Source organism: Marinobacter sp. DSM 26671 (genome assembly GCF_900112835.1).
Classification (GTDB): Bacteria; Pseudomonadota; Gammaproteobacteria; order Pseudomonadales; family Oleiphilaceae; genus Marinobacter; species Marinobacter flavimaris.
This window is the reverse complement of sequence record NZ_FONF01000024.1, coordinates 1-19,508: the sequence shown is the minus strand read 5'-3', so window position 1 is coordinate 19,508 and position 19,508 is coordinate 1. Positions and strand designations below refer to the sequence as shown.

22 protein-coding genes and 2 pseudogenes are annotated in these 19,508 nt (G+C 55.9%); 5 read left to right on the top strand and 19 right to left on the bottom strand.

Features of this window, described 5'->3' with window-relative positions:
• Positions 1-8: 8 nt before the first annotated feature.
• The 4 genes from BM035_RS19235 to BM035_RS19220 form a co-directional block, all read right to left on the bottom strand.
• Positions 9-767: an ABC transporter ATP-binding protein gene (locus tag BM035_RS19235; protein WP_092033834.1), complete on the bottom strand. Its 759-nt coding sequence runs from the start codon at positions 765-767 to the stop codon at positions 9-11.
• Positions 764-1,771, bottom strand: a complete 1,008-nt coding sequence (locus BM035_RS19230; RefSeq protein ID WP_008173786.1) for a branched-chain amino acid ABC transporter permease — start codon at positions 1,769-1,771, stop codon at positions 764-766. Before BM035_RS19230 ends, BM035_RS19235 begins: the two co-directional genes overlap by 4 nt.
• On the bottom strand, positions 1,771-2,646 hold the full coding sequence (locus BM035_RS19225) for a branched-chain amino acid ABC transporter permease (protein ID WP_092033831.1): 876 nt from the start codon (positions 2,644-2,646) through the stop codon (positions 1,771-1,773). Before BM035_RS19225 ends, BM035_RS19230 begins: the two co-directional genes overlap by 1 nt.
• A gap of 82 nt (positions 2,647-2,728) precedes the next feature.
• Complete coding sequence (locus tag BM035_RS19220; protein ID WP_092033830.1) at positions 2,729-3,886, bottom strand: ABC transporter substrate-binding protein; 1,158 nt, start codon at positions 3,884-3,886, stop codon at positions 2,729-2,731.
• 273 nt (positions 3,887-4,159) lie between these two features.
• On the opposite strand from BM035_RS19220, the gene paaX reads away from it, so the two are divergent.
• A complete protein-coding gene (paaX, locus tag BM035_RS19215; RefSeq protein WP_008173782.1) occupies positions 4,160-5,128 on the top strand; it encodes a phenylacetic acid degradation operon negative regulatory protein PaaX in 969 nt (322 codons plus the stop codon).
• 8 nt (positions 5,129-5,136) lie between these two features.
• Here the strand turns inward: paaX and BM035_RS19210 are convergent, their stop codons facing one another.
• From BM035_RS19210 to BM035_RS19195, 4 genes are all read right to left on the bottom strand, one after another.
• Positions 5,137-5,646 (bottom strand): acyl-CoA thioesterase, encoded by a 510-nt coding sequence (locus BM035_RS19210; protein WP_008173781.1) that lies wholly within the window; start codon positions 5,644-5,646, stop codon positions 5,137-5,139.
• Between the two features lie 43 nt (positions 5,647-5,689).
• The gene (locus BM035_RS19205; RefSeq protein ID WP_092033828.1) at positions 5,690-6,874 is read right to left on the bottom strand and encodes a YbfB/YjiJ family MFS transporter; all 1,185 of its coding nucleotides are present in this window, start codon (positions 6,872-6,874) and stop codon (positions 5,690-5,692) included.
• 30 nt (positions 6,875-6,904) lie between these two features.
• Complete coding sequence (gene efpL / locus BM035_RS19200) at positions 6,905-7,471, bottom strand: elongation factor P-like protein EfpL (RefSeq protein ID WP_092033827.1); 567 nt, start codon at positions 7,469-7,471, stop codon at positions 6,905-6,907.
• Between the two features lie 74 nt (positions 7,472-7,545).
• Entirely contained in the window at positions 7,546-8,631 is a 1,086-nt protein-coding gene (locus BM035_RS19195) for a threonine aldolase family protein (protein WP_092033860.1), read from the bottom strand.
• A gap of 109 nt (positions 8,632-8,740) precedes the next feature.
• Between BM035_RS19195 and BM035_RS19190 the strand changes: the two genes are divergently transcribed.
• Positions 8,741-10,465, top strand: coding sequence for a LemA family protein (locus tag BM035_RS19190; RefSeq protein ID WP_092033824.1), 1,725 nt, complete (start codon positions 8,741-8,743; stop codon positions 10,463-10,465).
• A 1-nt stretch (position 10,466) separates the two neighbouring features.
• On the opposite strand, the gene BM035_RS19185 is transcribed toward BM035_RS19190, so the two are convergent.
• On the bottom strand, positions 10,467-11,165 hold the full coding sequence (locus tag BM035_RS19185; RefSeq protein WP_092033822.1) for a crotonase/enoyl-CoA hydratase family protein: 699 nt from the start codon (positions 11,163-11,165) through the stop codon (positions 10,467-10,469).
• A gap of 127 nt (positions 11,166-11,292) precedes the next feature.
• Positions 11,293-11,526, bottom strand: coding sequence for a hypothetical protein (locus BM035_RS19180; protein WP_008173769.1), 234 nt, complete (start codon positions 11,524-11,526; stop codon positions 11,293-11,295).
• 151 nt (positions 11,527-11,677) lie between these two features.
• On the opposite strand from BM035_RS19180, the gene BM035_RS19175 reads away from it, so the two are divergent.
• The gene (locus tag BM035_RS19175; RefSeq protein WP_008173767.1) at positions 11,678-11,872 is read left to right on the top strand and encodes a type II toxin-antitoxin system VapB family antitoxin; all 195 of its coding nucleotides are present in this window, start codon (positions 11,678-11,680) and stop codon (positions 11,870-11,872) included.
• A complete protein-coding gene (gene vapC, locus BM035_RS19170) occupies positions 11,869-12,270 on the top strand; it encodes a type II toxin-antitoxin system VapC family toxin (protein WP_092033819.1) in 402 nt (133 codons plus the stop codon). Before BM035_RS19175 ends, vapC begins: the two co-directional genes overlap by 4 nt.
• A 556-nt stretch (positions 12,271-12,826) precedes the next feature.
• Here vapC and BM035_RS19165 read toward each other — a convergent pair.
• The 7 genes and pseudogenes from BM035_RS19165 to BM035_RS19135 all read right to left on the bottom strand — a co-directional run.
• Positions 12,827-13,552: pseudogene (locus BM035_RS19165) on the bottom strand (IS1380 family transposase); the annotation flags it as partial.
• A 2-nt stretch (positions 13,553-13,554) separates the two neighbouring features.
• Positions 13,555-13,923: pseudogene (locus BM035_RS23020) on the bottom strand (heme lyase NrfEFG subunit NrfE); the annotation flags it as partial.
• A 108-nt stretch (positions 13,924-14,031) separates the two neighbouring features.
• Positions 14,032-14,670 (bottom strand): peroxiredoxin, encoded by a 639-nt coding sequence (locus BM035_RS19155; protein WP_011784900.1) that lies wholly within the window; start codon positions 14,668-14,670, stop codon positions 14,032-14,034.
• 99 nt (positions 14,671-14,769) lie between these two features.
• Complete coding sequence (gene lspA, locus BM035_RS19150) at positions 14,770-15,282, bottom strand: signal peptidase II (protein WP_092033818.1); 513 nt, start codon at positions 15,280-15,282, stop codon at positions 14,770-14,772.
• A 3-nt stretch (positions 15,283-15,285) separates the two neighbouring features.
• Positions 15,286-16,182 (bottom strand): cation transporter, encoded by an 897-nt coding sequence (locus tag BM035_RS19145; protein WP_092033815.1) that lies wholly within the window; start codon positions 16,180-16,182, stop codon positions 15,286-15,288.
• 325 nt (positions 16,183-16,507) lie between these two features.
• A complete protein-coding gene (locus BM035_RS19140; protein ID WP_092033812.1) occupies positions 16,508-16,837 on the bottom strand; it encodes an SHOCT domain-containing protein in 330 nt (109 codons plus the stop codon).
• 167 nt (positions 16,838-17,004) lie between these two features.
• Positions 17,005-17,559 carry a PepSY domain-containing protein gene (locus BM035_RS19135; RefSeq protein ID WP_092033809.1) on the bottom strand — a complete coding sequence of 185 codons (555 nt, stop codon included), beginning with the start codon at positions 17,557-17,559 and terminating at the stop codon, positions 17,005-17,007.
• Positions 17,560-17,805: 246 nt separating this feature from the next.
• On the opposite strand from BM035_RS19135, the gene cadR reads away from it, so the two are divergent.
• A complete protein-coding gene (gene cadR / locus BM035_RS19130; RefSeq protein WP_008173755.1) occupies positions 17,806-18,207 on the top strand; it encodes a Cd(II)/Pb(II)-responsive transcriptional regulator in 402 nt (133 codons plus the stop codon).
• A gap of 46 nt (positions 18,208-18,253) precedes the next feature.
• On the opposite strand, the gene BM035_RS19125 is transcribed toward cadR, so the two are convergent.
• Together BM035_RS19125 and BM035_RS19120 are read right to left on the bottom strand one after the other, a co-directional pair.
• Positions 18,254-18,829, bottom strand: coding sequence for a TlpA family protein disulfide reductase (locus BM035_RS19125; protein ID WP_011784892.1), 576 nt, complete (start codon positions 18,827-18,829; stop codon positions 18,254-18,256).
• A 56-nt stretch (positions 18,830-18,885) separates the two neighbouring features.
• The coding region (locus BM035_RS19120; protein ID WP_092033806.1) for an SCO family protein at positions 18,886-19,508 on the bottom strand (623 nt) is incomplete at its 5' end.

Genomic DNA, 19,508 nt, shown 5'->3' with positions numbered 1-19,508 from the left:
CTCCTCGCTCAGCCACCCAGATAGGCGGCGATAACATCCGGATTCTGGCGGATTTCCTCAGGGGTTCCCTCTGCCAGAACACGGCCGTAGTTGAGCACCAACAACCGGTCGGAAATACCCATCACCAGTTTCATATCGTGCTCAACCAGCATGACCGTGGTGCCCTGATCCGCAATTTTCCGGATCAGTTCCTCCAGGGCGGCGGTTTCAACCGCATTCAGGCCGGCTGCCGGCTCGTCCAGAAGGATAACCTTGGGTTCGGCCGCTAGTGCCCGGGCTATTTCCAGGCGCTTGAGCGCGCCATAGGACATCGCCGAGGCTTCGGCGTCGAGATAGTCGCCACAGCCTACATACTCCATCAGTTCCGCAGCACGCTTGCGAGCGGCGTCTTCATTGCGACGCAGGGACGGCAACCGGAACAAGGTAGTGAAAAGGCTGCTTTTGAGCTGCAGATGCCGACCCAGCATCACGTTCTCGATGGCAGTCATGTTCATGCAGATCTGCATCTGCTGGAACGTGCGGCACATGCCCCGCTCTGCCAGTTCATTGGGCTCCAGCTTGGCGGTGCTCTCACCGTTCAGCAGGATCTCGCCTTTGGTCGGCGTATAGAGCCCTGTGATCAGGTTAAACAGCGTTGTCTTGCCGGCACCATTGGGGCCGATAACAGAATAGACCTGTCCGGCTTCAACCGAAAAGCTGACGCCTTCCACCGCATGGACACCACCAAAGGCTTTATCCAGTCCCTTTACTTCGACCAGTGCTGTCATGCCTCACCTCCCGCTTTCTTGCGCATTTTCTTGGAAACAAACGCGGTCAGTGTGGGCAACAGCCCTTTTGGCATAAAAATCATGGTGAGCATCAGGATCAGGCCGAACATGACATGTTCCAGCTCCTGGAAATCTGCCAGAACCTGGGGCAAAAGCTTCAGCACCACGGCGCCAAGAATGACACCGAAGGTCGAGCCCATACCACCCAGAACAACCATGGTGATGAACAGGATGGAGAATTCGAAGCTTGCTACCGCAGGCGTAATGAAGCCCTGGAAGTGGGCATAAAGACTGCCCATCAGGCTGGCGTAGATCGCCGAGATCACGAACACCAGGCTTTTGTATTTCGCGGTGTTCACACCGACAACGCTGGCAGCCACTTCCGAGCCGTGAACCGAACGCAGCGCCCGGCCAATCGGCGATTCAATCAGGTTCAGGGCAAACCACACCGCTACCAGAAGCACCACGCTGGCGAAGATATACCAGGCCTGGAAGCCTTCGATCGTGATACCGAACAGCGAATAGCGACCAAACGCGCTCAGCTCCCAGCCAAATATTTCGAAGGCCGGCACCGGCATACCGTCTGGCCCGCCGGTCAGTGCACGCTCGTTGTTCAGGATGATGGCAATAATAAAACCAACGGCGAGGGTCGCCATGGACAGATAGTGGCCCTTCAGGCGCAGAATCGGTCGCCCGACAATCCAGGCAATAAAGCCCACAACAATTGCTCCGACCACCAACGCGGGCACTGAAGGCCAGCCGTAGGTGCCGGTCGCGATGCCGGTAAAGTAGGCGCCAAGACCGAAGAAGCCAGCGTGGCCAAGACTGATCTGGCCAGCAAAACCCACCAGGAGATTAAGGCCAACCACCGTGGCAGCAATGATCGCCATCTGGGTAACCAGCTCATAATGGAACGGGTTGCCGAGAAAAGCGGGAAGAATGATGAGAATCAGGGCGAGAACAATCAGCCCCCGGAGACGCGACTGCATAAACGTGTTCAACATCAGACGCGCTCCACTACCTTGGCACCGAACAATCCGCGGGGCATGAAGAACAGCACCAGCAGGATCATGGAGAATGCCACAGCATCCTTATAGTCCGATGAGATGTAACCGGCTGCCATGGCTTCAACGATACCCAGCGACAGACCGCCTACAACCGCGCCAACACCGCTACCCAGGCCACCAATGGCAGCGGCCACAAAGCCTTTCAGCCCGAGAATGATACCGATGTCGTAAGACGTGAATGTGATCGGAGCAACCACAATACCGGCTACCGAGCCCAGCAGTGCTGACACCATAAACGCCAGCATCAGAACCATCTGGGTCCGGATACCCACAAGCCGTGCCGCCTCTTTGTTCATGGACGTAGCCAGAATAGCTTTACCAATCAGCGTCTTGGTAAAGAACAGTACCAACCCCACGACCAGGATCGCACCGATACCCAGAACCCACAGGCTCTGGCTGTTCAGCACGGCACCAAAGACCTCGATGGGCTGGTCTGTGCTGAAATTCTGCATCACGTGGTATTCCTTGCCCCAGACTACCTGGGCAATACCGCGAATAAAGATAGATGCACCGATGGTGATAATAATCAGGGTAACAACATCGGCCTGCTTGGCGGGCGCAATCGCGAACCGTTGCAGGGCGATGCCTAGGATGCCGGCCAGGATCACGGCCAACACGACCGCCAGGATCATGGGCACACCCATGGCCGTAAGCGAAACCGTAGCCATGCCTCCAATCATCAGGAACTCGCCCTGGGCAAAGTTGATGACGTGACTGGCGTTATAGATGAGAGTAAAGCCGAGGGCTATCAGGGCGTAGGTCGCACCGATAGTAATCCCGGTGAACAGGTACTGTAAGAATTCTGCGAGCATAGCGGTGGTTCCGGTCGAACATCGGCTGGCGACTGCCCCAGGGAAGGGGTCATCGCCAGCCGCGAGACAGGTTAAAGGGGTATCAGTTAATCAGCTTCCATTCGCCGTTCTGGACTTCCAGAATGCGGAAGGATTCCGGATCAAGGCCGTTGTGGTCTTCCGGTGACATGTTGAACACACCGGTTACGCCGACATAGCCCTTGATGTTTTCCAGGGCGTTACGAACGGCTTCCGGATCGGTAGAACCGGCCTCTTCCATGGCGCGGACTGCCAGCATCAGGCCGTCGTAAGCGTAGGCACCGAAAGTGGACACCTTGGAATCCCAGCGGGCTTCGTATTCAGCCTTGTAGTTCTGAACCACTTCCTTCTGGGGATCGTCGTCCGGCAGGGAATCCGGCACTAGCAGCGGAGAGGCAGGCAGGCGCAGACCATCGGCTGAAGAGCCAGCCAGCTCGAGGAAGCTGTCGGATGCGACACCGTGGGACTGGTAGAACGGAAGCTCCATACCCAACTGGGCATAGTTGCGAGTCACGATGGCCGGACCCTGGCCGAAACCGAAGTTCAGAACCGCTTCCACACCACTTGTGTTACGGATATTGGTCAGCTGGGCGGTCATGTCTGTATCAGATCCGCTGTAAGTAACATCGGCCACAACTTCCATGCCCATCTGCTCGGCCACTTCCAGAGTCTGGGTGCGACCGGAGCTTCCGAAACCACCGGTGCCGGAAATCAGACCAAACTTGGTAATGCCGCGATCCTTCATGTCGGTCAGAATACGCTCTGCCGCCATGCGGTCGGTTTGAGGAGTCTTGAATACCCACTTTTTGACCGGGTTGGTGATAACCACAGCACCGGCCAGGGAGATGAACGGCACTTCTGCCTGCTCAATCAGCGGTACCGCCGCCATGGTAGCGCCGGTAGTACTGCCGCCAACGATGATATCAACCTGGTCCGAGCGGATCAGGCGACTGGCAAAGTTACGGGCAGAGGAAGCGTTGCCAACGTCGTCATAGTGGATCAGCTCCAGTTGACGACCAAGGACACCACCTTCTTCATTAATTTTTTCAACGTACATCTCGAGCGTTTTCAGCTCGGGATCACCAAGGAACGATGCCGGGCCTGTCACTGACAGGAACGAACCGATCTTGATGGGTTCAGCTGCCTGAGCGCTCATCATCATGAGACCGGCGGCTGCAACGGCTGCGCATTTGCCTGCGCGACGAATCACTGTTTTAAACATTGTTTTTGTTCTCCCGTTTTTTGCAGGGGCTTGAGTTTTTGTTTCTTCGCTCCCGGTATGATTCGATACCATTGACGAATATCAAATGAAGTTATTGTATCATAACGCTCGTGTCAACTGATTTCCGGGAGTGCCAACGCGGCTCTGTCAGTAAAGCCGACACTGGCAGAACACGCCAGCACCGCTGATCGAAAGACAAACCTTTACCTGACACGTAAGAACCGCATAATACGTACAACGTGTTTCATTGATTCTTATTTGCGAACTCAGGCCATGACTGCAAAAAGCCAGCTAGAACTGCTCGTCAAGAACTTCCAGAAAAAGCGACCCCTTCGGGCCGGCTCACTCATCATCACCATCTATGGCGATGCCATCGTTCCCCGCGGCGGCAATGTCTGGCTGGGAAGCCTGATGAAACTGGTAGAGCCCATGGGCATCAGCCAGCGACTGGTTCGCACCTCGGTGTATCGTCTGGTTCAGGAATCCTGGCTGCAGACCGAAAAGGTGGGCCGTTGCAGTTATTACAGCCTCACCGGCCCGGGCCTGCGGCGGTTCGAGCAGGCTTTTCAGCACGTCTATAACCTGGGCGCCGAAGAATGGAGTGGAAGCTGGTGCCTGGTCTACCTGAACCAGCTTTCCCCGGAACTCAGGCAAAAAGTCCGGGAGGAACTCAAGTGGCTCAGTTTTGGCAGCATGGCACCCGGGCTGATGGAACACCCACGCTTCACTCGCAGCGAACTGATTCCAATGCTTCAGGAATGGGGTGCTCTCGAAGACACCATCGTGATGCAGACCATGCCCATGGAGCAGAAGAGCCCAAGAGCCCTGAGACTGCAGGTTCGCGAAAGCTGGAACCTTGAGGAACTGGGCGGCCGCTACCGACGCTTCCTGACCCAGTTCCGGCCCCTGTGGCGTGAACTCCAGTCTGAGGACACTCTCAGCCCCGCGGAGTGCCTGATACTCCGGATCCTGCTGATCCACGAGTACCGCAAAATTCTTCTGAGGGACCCGCTGCTGCCCGATGAACTGCTACCCGGTGACTGGGAAGGCCGCAGCGCCAAACAGCTGTGTCGGAACCTGTATCGTCAAATCTATGTGCGGGCCGAGCAGTGGCTGGACGAGAACCTCGAAAACGCCTCCGGCCCCCTTCCAGGTCCGGGTGAGAAGTTTTACAAGCGGTTCGGTGGATTGCGGGATACTGCCATCCAGACAGATCCGACAACAGAACCAGAGGTTCTCTAGGCACCCGCTCAGTCAGTTGCCGAGCGGGACGAGGATGCCAGTTGTTCCCGGGTTTTCAGGCGCCCTTCCCGGCGAATCTCGGCATTGTCGTACCGGCGCTGTTGCTCGTCCGTTTCCGGTATCACTTCCGGGACATCCACCGGCCGGTCATTCTCGTCCAGAGCAACAAAGGTGAAAAAGGCCGAGAGAATGTGCCGCGTATCGCCGGTGTAACTGTTTTCGGCCTCTACCCTGGCACCGATTTCCATGGACGAGCCCCAGCTCCGGTTCAGCGACAGGCTGAACAGCAGCGTATCGTTACCCTTCGCCGGTGCCCTGAAATGGATTGAATCCACGGCAGCCGTCACACAAACATGGGCGGAATGCCGCTCTGCCACGACCAGCGCCAGCCGGTCGCATTTTGCCATGATCATGCCGCCGAACACGGTATTGTGGGAATTCATGTCGTTTGGAAACACCTTGTAGACGTGCTTCTCAATCGCAGATGCTGATACGGGTTTTGAAGGCTTTCCTGGCATGATCTGCTTTCCTCTTCGAGTGACATTCGATTGCGGAATCAATTCAACCCGCTGTCGCGGCTTCGCCCTGACGCTGCTGCGCCCGCCTTGCCAGGTGAAGCATCAAAACGCCTAACGCCATCACCACCAGGGTCAGCCAGAGGCCGTTGGTGTAATTACCTTCCACATCCGCGAGATAGCCAACCACCGCGGGTGCGATCATCTGGGCGATACCGTAGCTGAAGGTCAACCGGCTCATGGGCCGGGAAGGGTTCTCGGGGAAAACCCGCCCTACCATTGCCAGCATCATGCTGACGATACCGATAAAGCTGGCGCCATAAATCACGGAGCTGAGCATCACGCTGGCGAAGCTGGTGTTCACGATCAGCATCAGGATGCTCACGGAGTTCAGGGTGTAGGCCAGATAAAGCGCCAGCCACTGGCCCCAACGCCGGGAAAACACATCCCACAGCCAGCAGGCCGGCGTTGCAGCAAGACCTGCAATCAGCCAGACCAGCCAGCCCTGCCCCTGAAGCTCGGGCATGGATTCCGCAATTGCTACGAGGAAGGTGGCTGTCACCACATAGCCCACACCGGCGCAGAAATACGCCAGCTGGAGGATCCGTATGAACCGGCTTCGCTCGTCACCTGCCTTGGCCGCACCTGTTTTCGGCAAGGCACAGGCCCGGTAGTCCGGCATCCAACGCCAGGCGGGCAACAGAAGCCCAAGGGCCACCAGCCCGTAAATCACCCATTGCTGATCCCAGGTGAACGGATCCTTGATCAGCTCCGCCACCACAGCGGTGAGTACAATCCCGAGCCCGATACCGGAAAAGAACACGCCGAGCTCGGACTTCTGGTTGTTCTTGATCAACCAGCTCATCAAAAGACCGGCACCCAGCAACATACCCGCTGAGGTGCTCAGACCTGAGATAAAACGCAGAATGGACCACACCCACACATTGGTGGTGTACCCCATGAGAACCGTTGAAACCACGGCAACCACCAGGCCAAGCTGGTAGAGCCTTACCTTGAGACCAAGATCGCTGATGCGGGTAATCAGCACTGCGCCGGTCAGGTAGCCGGCGTAGTTCACGGTTGCCAGCATGCCGACGACGGATTTGCTCAGCCCCAGTGCCGCGACCATTTCCGGGATCATCGGCGTGTAGGAAAACCGGGCAATACCCACCATGACCATAACAGCAATCACGCTGGCGACCAGCACTTTTATCGTTTCTATCGGCTTCACAGGGTGTCCTTACTTCGGAACGACTTTAACTCAGGCGCGGCCCAGGAACTTGCGCTCCTCCACGTTAATGCGAATACGATCTCCGGTGGAGATGTGCTCGGGAACCTGCACCACCAGACCCGTGGCGAAGCGGGCTGGCTTGGTTCTGGCCGTCGCCGAGCCGCCTTTGACAGACGGATCCGTCTCTTCAATTACAAGCTCAACGGTGGGGGGGAGTGCGAGTGCAACCGGAGAATCCTTCAGCAGGATGACCATCACACCCTGGGTATCCTCAGAGATGAACAACAGCTCGTCAGCAATCGCGTCGCGATTCAGGCTGTACTGGGTGAAATCCTCGGTATCCATGAATACATACTCATCGCCATCGGCGTAGGAAAAGGTGGCTTCCCGGCGGGTAAGGTCGGCCAGGTTGAGCATGTCCGAATCCTTGAAGGTCTCGTCCAGCTTCTGGTTGGTCACCACATCGTACATGCGCATGCGGTAAAGACTGCCGCCAGCCCGGCCCTGGGGCACGGAACGCTCGATGTCCTTTACAAAATACACACGACCATCGTATTCAACGGCGGAATTCTTTTTGATTTCACTGGCTCTGGGCATGTCTTCTGTTTCCGTAAAAATTGGGGTTTTGGGGCTGCTGATATACCACGACTTCGCCCCGGAATCGATAGCTCTTAACCTGTCAGGGCTCTGACATCAGCAAGAAAGCGGTCCACCTGCTCATGGGTCGTTGCCCAGGAGCACATCAGGCGGGCACTGCCACCGATAAAGTTGTAAAAGCGCCAGCCTTTGGCCCGCAGTGCCGCCTGCAAAGGCTCCGGCATCTCCACGAAAACACCGTTCACCTGTCTAGGATAGCGTAGCTGGATACCTGGAAGACCTTCCAGCCCCCGGGCAAGGCGCTGGGCACAGGCATTGGCGTGGCGGGCATTCTCCAACCAAACATCGCCTTCCAGAAGCCCGCACCAGGGTGCCGAGATATAACGCATCTTGGAGGCCAGCTGGCCCGCCTGCTTACAACGCCACTCGAAGTCCTCCGCCAGAGACCGGTTGAAGAACACCACCGCCTCGCCAAGCGCCAGGCCGTTCTTAGTGCCGGAAAAGCACAGAACATCGACACCGGCCTTCCAGGTAATATCCGACGGATGTACATCCAGCGCAGCCACCGCATTTGCGAAGCGGGCGCCATCCATATGGATATTGAGCTTATGGTGATCGGCGACCGCCCGAATGACCCTGAGCTCCTCGGGTGTATAGACCGTCCCGACCTCTGTGGCCTGGGTCAGGCTGAGCGCCTTGGGCTTGGGGTAGTGAATATCGGTCCGCTTGGTCACCAGGTGCTCGATGCTCTCCGGTGTCAGCTTGCCGTTTGCACCCTGCCCCAGAAGCAGCTTGGCACCGTTGGAGGCGTACTCCGGGCCGCCGCATTCATCGGTTTCAATATGGGCCAGCTCGTGGCAGATCACGCTGTGAAACGACTGACCGATCGAGGCCAGGGCCAGAGAATTGGCGGCAGTGCCATTGAACACGAAGTAAACGTCACAGTCGGTATCGAACAGCGTCCTCAGGCCATCCGCCGCCTTTTGCGTCCAGCTGTCCTCGCCGTAGGCTGGTTCATCCATCCGGTTGGCCGCCTCCATGGCTTTCCAGGCCTGCGGGCACACACCGCTGTAGTTGTCGCTGGCAAATTGCTCGGACTGGGACACAACGCGCTCCTGAATTCTGAAAGGAAAGCCTTTAACGTTATAGGAACCACCCATCATTGCCAACTTGCGTTCCATCCCAATTCGGGTGAGGCCGGGGGAATGACAAAGCCCGATACTTTATACTCTTGCCCCTGAAAGCCAGCAGACCAAGGACTCTCCCGCCATGGGGCGCTTCAATATCGCCAGTATTCCCGGCCGGATTATCACCGCCATTATCGCAGTCGCCTGCCTGGCAGGCAGCTACTATGCGATGACGACCGGGCTCAGCCAGCTCACCGAAGCACGGCAACTGGAACGCCTACCAGAAATGCCCGTCGGCGCTTTGACCACAGGCCCCTATGTGATCGCAGGCAAGGTCACGGATCAGTTGGGAACTCTCGAAACGCCCTATTCCAACACCGAGGCGGTCTACTATCGCTACAAACTCGAGGAGGAATATCGCGACTCCGACGGTGATCTGCGTATCCGCACCCTGGATTCCGGCGCCCGCGGCGGCGACTTCCAGCTCAGGGACCAGACCGGCTCAGTCATTGTAGCTCCGGGCAGCGATCTGGAAGAGGTCGAATGGAATCTGGAGCGAACCTATCGCAATCAGTCCGGCCGCAGAATCTACTCGGAGTGGGCGCTCATTCCCGGACACACGGCGCGGGTAATCGGCCAGTACAGCAGCGAAATCGGGGCAGTTACCTTTTATGGCCTCGAAGACTTCAGCCTTCCGGCCATGGTTTCCCGGAACACGCTGACCGTGGACAGTGGCGACCGGTTCTTCGAGGCAGCCATCCGCATTTCCATCGCAACTGGCTTTCTGGCTCTGGGTATCGCGCTGTCCCTTCCGTTGATCAAAGTTCACCGGTTCTGGGTCTATGTTCTGGTAATGGCCATTGCGGTGTCCGGTACGCTCTCGGTGCTTGGCATCAACAAGCTCCGTCAGGAATGGTCTGCCATCGCCGATTTGTATGAGGGCCGATACCAGCACGCCTGGACCAGCCGCCGACTCGCCGCAGCCAGCATTATTGCTGCCCTGTTGCTCTTGTGGTTGTCGATCCGGACCATCAAGTTCAAGCGCCTGATCGAAGCGGTACCTACCAGCAGCACCCGGGGACTCAGTTTTGGCGTCTCGGAGCTCAAGGCAATTGTGGATGTCGATGAAGACCATCCCCCGCTCAGGGATCCACTAAAAAACGAGAAATGCGTGGCCTTCGACTACAAGGTTGAAGAAAAGCGGGGTTCCGGAAAAAACGAAAAATGGCGGGTTATTGAGCATCGGGAAGAACTAGCGCCTTTCTGGCTGGAGGACAGCGAGGGAAAGGTTCTCGTCCAGCCAGACGGTGCGAAGATCGAATACCCGCAGTACCATTCGGAGCGCCGGGGCGACAGGCGTTACACCGTCCGCTTTCTCGAAACCTTCGTGAACGTCTACTGCCTGGGTTTTGCCGGCCTGGATCGGGGGCAAGGGGCTTTGCGGGCATCGGCCAATATCGACACCATTCTCCAGCAACGCCATGAGCTGTGGCCCAACCTGGAGAAAATCGTAAAGGCGTCTCTGGCCCACGAAAAACAGCTGCTGAAAGCCATTGCCCAGCTACGCAGTGCGGACCCTGTCGAGATGAGTTCGAAGGGCCAGGCCGACAAGCTTATCCAGTTTGAACAGAACGTAACCAATGCCCTCCAGGCCCGGATCGAGGGATATCCGGACCTGAAGAACAATGAGGACATTCAGAAGTTCATGTCGATCATGGCAGAGACGGAAAACTACCTTTCGCTCTTGCGAAACAGCTACACCGAGAGCGCCATGATCTACAACACCCGGATCCAGTCTTTCCCTGACGTGATCCTGGCAAAACTGTTCCGTTTCCGCGAAGCACCGCAGTTCAGTTCAAAAACGTGAACTAGCCGTTCAGGCCAAGGTGCTCGGCATCCTGCTCGATGCAACGATCCAGCAGCGCCAGATAGTCCGCTTTGGCCTTCAGCTTGGTTTCACGATGGGCGCGCATGTTCAGGGTTTTGAAATGCTGCGCCAGCTCGGTGGCCCGCTCAACCAGTTTGTCCTGGGCAACCACCTCATCCAGGAAGCCCGCCTGCACGGCCCCTTCCGGGCTGTAGATCTCAGCGTTCACGACCGAACGGTAAAAGTGGGCGGGCGCCAGTCGATGGCGGGCAATTTCAATCCCGGCGTGGTGCATGGTCATGCCAATTGCAACCTCGTTCAGGCCCAGTTTGAAGGGGCCCTCAATACCAATGCGGTGATCCACTGACAGCAGAATGAACGCGCCCTTGGCAATGGCATGGCCGCTACAGGCACCAATAATCGGCAACGGGAATGCGGCCAGACGCCGGGTAAAGCTGGAGCCGGTTTTTACCAGCGCGGCTGCTTCTTTCGGCCCCTTCTGCATTTCTTTCAAGTCGTACCCGGCAGAGAACACGCCTGGCTGGCCGGTCAGAATCACAACCGCCTTGTCCTGCTCCGCCCGATCCAGCGCCGCGTTGAGCCCCTCGAACACTTCCTGGCTCAGGGCGTTGGCCTTGCCATTGCTGATGGCAATCGTTGCTACACCATCTTTCAATTCATAACTAACCAGCTCAGTCACCTGTTCTACCTCTCTACCGCAATTAAAGTGAGCGTTTGTTTACTTCGCTGGACATGATTGTGGGTTAGGCGCGTCAGAGATTCAATATCCATTGGTCATGTCGCCCAAACCTGGTCGAAATTTGAGATCACCATCGCTTATCTACCAAAACACTGCCTTCAGCATCTTTCTGGACAAGTGTTTGCGTTCTTTTAAAGCCTTTGATGGCTGTGTGATCGGAGTGCACAACTGAACCTACGACTTCTCCTGCCTTGTTGATGACGGAGTATGTGTCGATTTCTGTTTCACCCAAAGGTCCTTTAGTTCTGCTGCCCTCGAGTTTCAGTTCTTCACCCGGATTAAGTCTTACTCTATCTCTCATGGACGGGTATTTCCTTTACAACGCCCGGCTCACGCGCCGGTTTGTAGCCGCGGAGGCGGCGGAAAATCGGTCGCTGTGCAGCCGATTGTTATGTTCTCCTTGAGATGCTAGATTGTGTATAAAAGTCGAAAAGCATACACATAGGTGCATCATGAGAACTAACATAGTCATTGACGACCAGTTAATGGCCGAAGCCCTCAAAGCCTCCGGTTACGAAACCAAAAAAGAGGCCGTCGAGCAAGGCCTTAGACTTCTAGTCCAGCTTAGCAAGCAGCAGGAAATTCGAAAGTTACGTGGCAAGATCAAGTGGGAAGGCGATTTGGGCGAAATGCGAGCTGCCCGATGATCCTGGTAGACACCAGCGTCTGGATCGACTATTTCAATGGGGTCGACAACCCGCAAACTGATCTGCTGGATGCCTCGATAGTTCAAGGTTCGGTTGCTATTGGAGACCTCATATTTTTGGAAATCCTCCAAGGCATCCGCAACGACAAACAATATCGCCAAACCAAGCAAAGCCTGCTCACTCTGGATCAGTATGAAATGTTTGGCAAAGAAATGGCAATTAAGTGCGCCGACAACTATCGGGCACTACGAAAAAAAGGCATCACGATCAGAAAAACTGCCGACGTGATCATCGCGACATTCTGTATAGAGAAAGAGTTGCCCCTGCTGTTTTTGGATCGCGACTTCATCCCCTTTGTTGATCACCTTGGACTTGAGCCTGCTCTGAGAGAAACATAACAGCAATTAGGCAGCGCGCTTTATCATTGCAGAAATTTGACTGTGTCACTATTACTGACTTTGAAACATCAATAACGCTGCACTTAAATCGATAAAACAGGAGCTTAGCCGAGCATGGTCATCTCTGCCACGTAATCATTCAGCGTCTGCAATTTGCTCCGCCAATCATACTGGATGAAATGGCTGTGATTTGCTTGGAGGCTCTGACGTAAATCCCTCACTCGAACGTTCGCTTTTGTTTACGACTGGAGAAACCTGATCGAAACCCCAGGGTGATCCTCGACTGGAGCTGACAGCGTCTGCGGCATCCAGGAACCAAGGAGTCTAGTTACGCATCTAACCCGAACATTTCATAAACACCCCAAGCAGCAGCCACGAAATTTTCTCGGTTAGCCCATTACGCCCAGATATGAGAATTATTAGTGTAGTATGCGCGCCAATGTCGCTCTGATGTCATCCAGTCACCGGCCTTAAGTGTTTATTATTTGATCAATTCCAGCGTCCGGGCGAGGGAAGGCCTCCCGAGCCCGAGATGGAGGTGAGCGCCGACAGCGGCTCAGCCGGTGTTTAACCTGGGCCGAGGCAGGCGATATAACCGTTCGGTGACTGTGTGCAGAAGGGCCTTGACCGGGCAGCTACCTGGCAGGTGGAGCTTGATGCGGTCTTTGTACTGCACCACCCGTACGGCCAGCTTGAACAGCTTGATGATGACCGTCGAGGGCTGGGCCTGAGACAACTCGGTGCCTTGCAACAGTTCGGCGCGCAAGGCGTGATGCAGTACATAGGCGGCGCAGGAGAAAAACAGGCGCAGGTGGTTGGCCGCAAAGCGGCAATCCGAGGTGCGGTCGCTGGCCAGGTCGTTTTTCATCATCTTGATGAAATTCTCGTCCTGGCCCCGGGCGCAATACAGCTCGGCGTACAGTATTTCCGGGGTTGACTCTTCCAGGGAGGTGACGACGAAGCGGGGGTTATCGCCGAGGGCCATGGTTTCGGCTTTCAGGACAGTGCGAAACGCCTGTGGCCAGGAACGGGCCTGATAATCGATCTCGTGGAAGGTGCGCGAGCGTTGCGGCGGGGCCTGTTCCGCGAGGCGAGCGTTATGGCAGCGGGTATCGTGCAGCCGCCGGGTGGATTGCAGGTGTGGCTCGGCCAGTTTTTTCAGACGGCTGTTGCCGGCCAGGCCGAACAGAAAATCGGTGTACGGATCGTCGAGCGCCAGTTGCATCAATTCCACGTTGGCGAAATGAGCATCACCACGCAGCAGGATGCGGGTCTCGGGATATCCCGTGGCAACTGGCGGGAAAACAGACTGACGGCAAAGCCCCAGCCACTGAGAATCAGACTCCATAACAGCACCGAGCCTTCATGAGAGCCCCAGACGGCGGTGAACTTGTAGTACCAGGGCAGCATCGAGTTGGAATTACGGGCCACATAATCCACGCTGAAATCATCCAGAAGAAAACTGGCGGTCAGGCTGGCATAAGAAACCAGTAGAAAAACAAATTGCCCCCATGCCATGGGCTCTGCAAATGCCATCCACAACGGGCGCCGGGTGGCGGCTCCCAGCAAGGGCACGGTCGCCTGAAGCAGCGACAGGCAAAGTGCAATCAATAACGCGAAGAGACCAACTTCAGGGATTGTCAGGGTAAGCATTTCGGGGCCGTGTTCGGTTGCGGGTTCGGCGATGACCGAACCTATCGGTGAAGGTTTCTCAGGTATTGCTTCGTCAGCCAGCCACAAGGCCAGCTGACGAATTCTCTATTACTTCCGACCAGGTTGGCGGGTAACGCGCAGATACGGTGTCTGCTCATCCCATCCGTCGGGGAAGCGCTCTTTGGCCTCTTCGTTGGAGAGCGACGGAACGATGATCACATCCTCGCCATTCTTCCAGTCCACCGGCGTGGCCACTTTGTGGTTGTCGGTCAGTTGGAGCGAATCAATGACGCGCAGGATCTCGTCCAGATTGCGCCCGGTGCTGGGCGGATACGTCAGCATCAGACGGATTTTCTTCGCGGAATCGATAATAAATACCGTTCGAACAGTCACCTTGGGGTCGGCTTTTGGATGGATCATTCCGTACAGGTCGGCAACCACCTGATCCTTGTCTGCCAGCAGGGGAAAATTGAGCCCGGCGCCCTGGGTTTTCTCGATATCCTTCACCCAGTCGTTATGAGAGTCGAGCGGGTCGACGGAGACCCCGATCAGCTTCACACCGCGACTGGCGAACTCGTCCTTACGCTTGGCGAAGGCGCCGAGCTCTGTGGTACAGACGGGGGTGTAGTCGGCGGGGTGTGAAAACAGTACGGCCCAGTCGTCTCCCAGCCACTCATGAAACTGAATGTTTCCCTCGGTGGATGCCACGGTGAAATCGGGAGCGGTTTCTCCAAGTTGCAATGTCATCGTTTCATTCTCCTTTGCTTTGGCTGTCGTTCTTGGTTTGTCAGCACAGACGATATCCTTAAAGTCAACTTTAAGGTCAAGGCGTTTGTCAGATGTTTCTTAGCCTGATCCATCGAGCTCGACGTTCGTGCCCGATTTTTCGGGTATGAAACTGACATAGAGGAAAAGCACGGTGCCCAGCACAATGGCGATATCGGCAAGGTTAAAGGCCGGCCAGTGCCAGGATTGCCAATAGACATCAAAGGAATCCACAACATAGCCACGAAATATCCGGTCAATCAGGTTGCCCATGGCACCGCCAAGAATAAGGCTGTACGCGATGGCTTCTCCCCTGCGGCGGCACTGAAGAATCAGCCTGATCAGTACAAATGAGACAACTACCGCGACTGTGATAAGAAAGTATCGCTGCCAACCTCCGCCATCGGCAAACAGGCTGAATGCGGCGCCGGTGTTCCAGGCATGAACCCAGTTAAAGAACGGGGTCACCGGAATCGACTCGCCATACGCCATTGACTGCTGGACCAACCATTTTACAACCTGATCAGATGCCGCTATCAGGCCGGAAATAGCCAACAGGCCGTACTGCAAGCGTTTCTTGGCAACGATGGACATTGTTCAACCCTTAAGCGCCAGGATGCGCCTGGCACCGTTGAGTACGATAATCCCCGCGATGCTGCCGATTATCAGGTCCGGATAATTGGAGCCAGTCCACGCCACCAGAGCGCCAGCGGTAATGACCCCTAGATTGATGACCACATCGTTGGCTGAGAATATCCAGCTCGCCTTCATGTGGGCACCGCCCTCCCGATGTTTGGATATCAGCAGCAGACAGGTGGTGTTAGCGATCAATGCGATGAACGCAATCCCCATCATTGCCAGCGACTCCGGCTCACTGCCGAAGACAAAGCGCCTCACCACCTCTGCGAGTGCGCCCACAGCCAGAATCAGTTGGAGTACGCCCGCGAGATGCGCCGCACGCACCTGCATTTTCACGCTGTGCCCAACCGCATACAGGGCGAGCCCATACACGGCCGCGTCGGCGAAATTGTCCAGGGATTCTGCAATCAGTCCGGTAGACTGGGCGATCAGGCCGGCCGTCATTTCCACCGCAAACAGGACGGCATTGATACCGAGCAACCAACGCAGGGTGCCGGACTCCTGCTCGGCCGAGATAGCCGTACCCCCGACCGCCTTGATTGACTCAGGGTCGGCAGCGGCCGTTTCCTGAAGCGAAGCTCCCAGCCCGAGGGTTGCCAGCTTCGCGGTGATAGGCTCAGCCTCGCCATCGTGCACAACCTTCAACCGCCGATCAGACAGGTCGAAGGACAGCCCGCGAATGTCTTCAAAACCGTTCAGGGCCAGTCGAATCATCCGTTCCTCCGAAGGACAATCCATCTTCGGTACGGTATACACACTGATCCAGTTACCGGACGCTTCAGAGGCCCCCGACCCGGCATTACCCTCGGCGGGTGTTGCTTCGCAGCCACAGGCGTCTTCACAGGGTTTACTCATGATACGGCTCCACTTGAGTATTGTCGGATTATGATTTAAAACCATATAGCCACTATAAGGTCAATAAAACAGTTACGATCTGTTGGGGAGGAACCTGATGCGCATTGGGCAGTCGGCTCGGTCAGTTGGTGGTGATACCCAACAATCCTCTTCTATGGACAACAATGGAACCGTAGCTTTTAGGCGAACCGGATCAACGTACATGTCCGGCCATCACATCGATGCCCACCAGAGCACACAGCATGGTAGCCTCCGCGCGCAGGTTGTGGTGGATAGCGTCCGCCCAAACGTAAACCCAGCGATCCCGACCAAGCCGCGACCGGTGTCAGTCTTGAAGAACCCGCCGTTTCTCCTCGAATTCCTCTTTGTCGATCTCACCACGTGCAAAGCGGCCCTTGAGAATATCGATGGCGGGCGCAGAAGACGTCGTTGAACCGCCATGCTTGATCCCTCCTAACCGCCGGACGGTGAGGATGACGACCAAAATTATTATCGCAACAAATAAAAGCATCATCAGCGGACCGAAGGGCCAGTCGCCCCAGCCCTCACCCCACATCATGTCACGTCCATAGCAGAGACCAGGTTGTTGCGCCCAGGCAAGCGAGCTGTACAAAAACGCTGCCAATGAGCCCCCCATGATCGCGACTTTTTCCATTTCCGTGTCTCCTTGCCTATCGGGCTGGCAGCATCCGGCCGGTTTGGCGATTGACCTCACAGCCTTGAACCGGCGAGCCGTCCTTTGCCTCCATCGCTCCTAGCTTGAGGTTTGAATTGCGCAGCCAGGCGATCCAGGGATTCATTTGTCCGAGGCGCGTCGGCTTATTACCCGCACCGCTGCTCCTTGCGCTTAATCTCACCGGTCTTGGCGTTGACATGCAGCTCGAATTTTTTGCCATCGGCATCAGTAGCCATAACCCAGTACTGATTCTTCTCGCCCTTGCGTTTGATTTTGGAGACATCCGAAAAGCCCTTTTCCTTCAGCTTTGCAATGACCTCCTCCCTGGAGAGGGAGTCCTTGGCCTCCCTCACTTTCTTGACAATTTCACCTGTTTTCGCTTCAACGAAAAATTCGACCTCTTTGCCTCCCGGGTCGCGGGCCTCAACGCTGTATCGGCCGTCCTCGCGATCAATATCGGAAATATCCGAGTATCCTTGCTCCTTCACCTTCGCGATAATCTGTTCAATTGAAAGTTGTGTTTTTTCGGTGGCTGATTCTGGCGCTTGGCTTGCCTGGGAGATCTCGGTTGCAGGTGCATTGACCTGAGTTTCGTTTTGCGCATACGAAGCCACGGCCTTGCCAGCCCCTCCTGCTATAAGCGCAGCAACGGTGAAGGCAGATAAGAGGCTATTGGTCGAACGCTGAATTATGGCGGTCATGTAGCTTCTCCATTTGGGGTCAATTAAGAATTGTTAGCAAAGTAAAATTTTAGACTCGGCATAGCCCTCTCGGGCCATAACGGCCCTCCTTGGATAGATGATTTGGCGCGGCCGCCTGCAGCCAAAGCCATCGCCATAGATTTTGGCTCATGATGCATCCACTTGCGTATTGTCGGATTATGATTTAAAACCATATAGCCACTATAAGGTCAATAGAGCAGATACCATTTGTTGAGGAGACACCCGATGCGCATTGGTCAGTTGGCGCGGTCCGTAGGGGTTGACACCCAGACCATCCGTTTCTATGAGCGAGAGGGCTTGTTACCACCGCCGGATCGTCAGGACAACGGCTACCGTATTTACACTGAACGGCATGTTGAGCGACTGGCCTTCATCCGGCGCTGCAGAATACTTGAGCTGTCACTCGCTGAAATTCACGAGTTACAGCGTTATCAGGGCGCGCCCCATCAGCCTTGCAGGGCCATCAACACCTTGCTTGATGATCACATCGCTCAGGTACGGTCTCAGATAACCGATCTGCAGGTACTGGAGAAACAACTTGTGTCGCTGCGAGCGAGTTGTAACGATGATCGGGAAATTGAGGCCTGCGGGGTTCTCGAAGGGCTCAGCGAAGGAAGCATGCAGTAGTAGCTTGAAGCATTACGCACCTGCCTTTTCAATTGCGTAAATCCAGTCAGTCCGGAACCCCTTCAATGGTGCGGGTCATCAAATCCACCATGGCCGGGCTGTCCCATTCCGCGGCACCGACCAGGCGGCCAATTTCGCGACCGTCATGATCAAGCAGCAGCGTTGTAGGAACACCTTCTATGCCCAGTGTTGAGGTCGCCAGTGTGGACGGATCAATATACTGGCGAAGATGCTGAATGCTTGTTTCCCGGTAGAATTTTTCAACAACGCTGATGCCTACGTGGTCAACGGACAGCGCGACCACTTCAAATTGCTCGCCGCCCAGTTGAGCCTGGAGTGAGTCAAGCGTCGGCATTTCCTCACGGCAGGGTGCGCACCAGGTCGCCCAGATATTGAGCAAAATCGCCTTACCCTTAAAGTCAGCCAGTGTCAGCGGCCTGCCGTCTTCGTCCTCAAAAGCCAGCTCGGGCAGAGTGCGAGGGGACTCCCAGATCAGGAAACCCTGGGGCCCCACCGACTTCGGAACCTTCCCTGCAGCCATAACTTGAGCGGCTATGGAAATAGCAAGCGCGAAAAGGACTACGGCGATTCCCCGGGCGGCAGATATGCGCTGGTGACTCATTGGACATTACTCCTGATTACAGTGGTCGGTTTGTTGCCGGCATGGTGCCCCACGCGTTACTCACTCTGTAACAGCTCTTCAATTCGCCCGTGCAGTCGGCCCCAGAACCCATCATCGGCTGCCGCGTTGGGGCCTTTGGCAATGGCCGTCAGGTAGGTCTCCAGGTGTTCAGGCTTGAATTTCAATCCATGGAACCGGGCCCGCATCTGCCCTTCCGGGTCAATCACGTGGGTTACCACACCATGGACCTGTACACCCTCACCCGTATCCCTGAACTGAACGCCGTAGGCTTTAGCAAGTTCTGGTGTCAGTTCAGGTGGTTCCATCCTGGCTCGGTAGAGGAATTGCCAGTTGCGGGGATTCAGATCGAAATTCTCGCCGTAGGCACGCATGTTTCTCCGGGTGCCTGCAACATCTTCCCGGTCCGTGGCAATGGTGATGAACACCACCTCTTCACTCAGCCCTTCTTCTTCAACCCCGGTTTGCAACTGCCGGATCAGGTTCATATGCAAAGGGCAGGCCTCGGTACAGCGCGTGTAGAGAAAGTTAAGCACAACGGTTTTGCCGTTTAAGTCGGCAAGGGCAAGGGTATTGCCATCAACGCCTGTAAGATCAAATTCAGGGGCCGGCTGATCCACAAACTGGGCATACCGCTCTTTCTCGTTCAACGAGGCCTCCA